Origin of the sequence: Acinetobacter sp. 1294243, from assembly GCF_000588015.1 — a bacterium.
GTDB lineage: Bacteria > Pseudomonadota > Gammaproteobacteria > Pseudomonadales > Moraxellaceae > Acinetobacter > Acinetobacter pittii.
Window position 1 is genome coordinate 1 of the sequence record NZ_JFXG01000051.1, and the last position, 1,673, is coordinate 1,673.

Consider the following 1,673-nt stretch of genomic DNA (forward strand, 5'->3'; position numbering starts at 1 on the left):
GTCGCTATCAGAATCAGAGTCGCTGTCAGAGTCAGAATCGCTGTCGCTATCAGAGTCTGAGTCACTGTCGGAATCAGAGTCGCTGTCAGAGTCAGAATCAGAGTCGCTGTCAGAGTCAGAATCCGAGTCACTGTCAGAGTCTGAGTCACTGTCAGAATCGCTGTCAGAGTCAGAATCGCTATCAGAATCAGAGTCGCTGTCAGAATCAGAATCGCTGTCAGAATCAGAATCGCTGTCAGAGTCAGAATCGCTGTCGCTGTCGCTGTCAGAGTCTGAGTCACTGTCGGAATCAGAGTCGCTGTCGGAATCAGAGTCTGAGTCACTGTCAGAATCAGAGTCGCTGTCAGAGTCAGAATCAGAGTCGCTGTCAGAGTCAGAATCACTGTCAGAGTCTGAGTCGCTGTCAGAGTCAGAATCACTGTCAGAGTCTGAATCGCTGTCGGAATCAGAGTCGCTGTCTGAGTCTGAGTCACTGTCAGAATCGCTGTCAGAGTCAGAATCGCTATCAGAATCAGAGTCGCTGTCAGAATCAGAATCGCTGTCAGAATCAGAATCGCTGTCAGAGTCAGAATCGCTGTCGCTGTCGCTGTCAGAGTCTGAGTCACTGTCGGAATCAGAGTCGCTGTCGGAATCAGAGTCTGAGTCACTGTCAGAATCAGAGTCGCTGTCAGAGTCTGAATCGCTGTCGGAATCAGAGTCGCTGTCTGAGTCAGAATCTGAGTCACTGTCGGAATCTGAGTCACTGTCGGAATCTGAGTCGCTGTCAGAGTCAGAATCGCTGTCGCTGTCAGAGTCTGAGTCACTGTCGCTATCAGAGTCTGAGTCACTGTCGGAATCAGAGTCGCTGTCGGAATCAGAATCGCTGTCAGAATCCGAGTCACTGTCAGAGTCAGAATCGCTGTCAGAATCGCTGTCAGAGTCAGAGTCGCTATCAGAATCAGAGTCGCTGTCAGAGTCAGAATCGCTGTCGCTATCAGAGTCTGAGTCACTGTCAGAATCAGAGTCGCTGTCAGAGTCAGAATCACTGTCAGAGTCTGAGTCACTGTCAGAATCAGAGTCGCTGTCAGAGTCAGAATCACTGTCAGAGTCTGAGTCGCTGTCAGAGTCAGAATCACTGTCAGAGTCTGAATCGCTGTCGGAATCAGAGTCGCTGTCTGAGTCAGAATCTGAGTCACTGTCGGAATCTGAGTCACTGTCGGAATCAGAGTCGCTGTCAGAGTCAGAGTCTGAGTCACTGTCGCTATCAGAGTCTGAGTCACTGTCGGAATCAGAGTCGCTGTCGGAATCAGAGTCTGAGTCACTGTCAGAATCAGAGTCGCTGTCAGAATCCGAGTCACTGTCAGAGTCAGAATCGCTGTCAGAATCCGAGTCACTGTCAGAGTCAGAATCGCTGTCAGAATCCGAGTCACTGTCAGAGTCAGAATCGCTGTCAGAATCCGAGTCACTGTCAGAGTCAGAATCGCTGTCAGAATCCGAGTCACTGTCAGAGTCAGAATCGCTGTCAGAATCCGAGTCACTGTCAGAGTCAGAATCGCTGTCAGAATCCGAGTCACTGTCAGAGTCAGAATCGCTGTCAGAATCCGAGTCACTGTCAGAGTCAGAATCGCTGTCAGAATCCGAGTCACTGTCAGAGTCAGAATCGCTGTCAGAATCCGAGTCACTGTCAGAGTCAG

Annotated in this window: 1 protein-coding gene; it reads right to left on the reverse strand. The window is 50.3% G+C overall.

What is annotated here, in order from left to right; translation table 11 throughout:
• On the reverse strand, positions 1 to 1,673 hold a 1,673-nt coding region (locus tag J655_RS25465), incomplete at both ends, for an MSCRAMM family adhesin SdrF (RefSeq protein WP_212752020.1).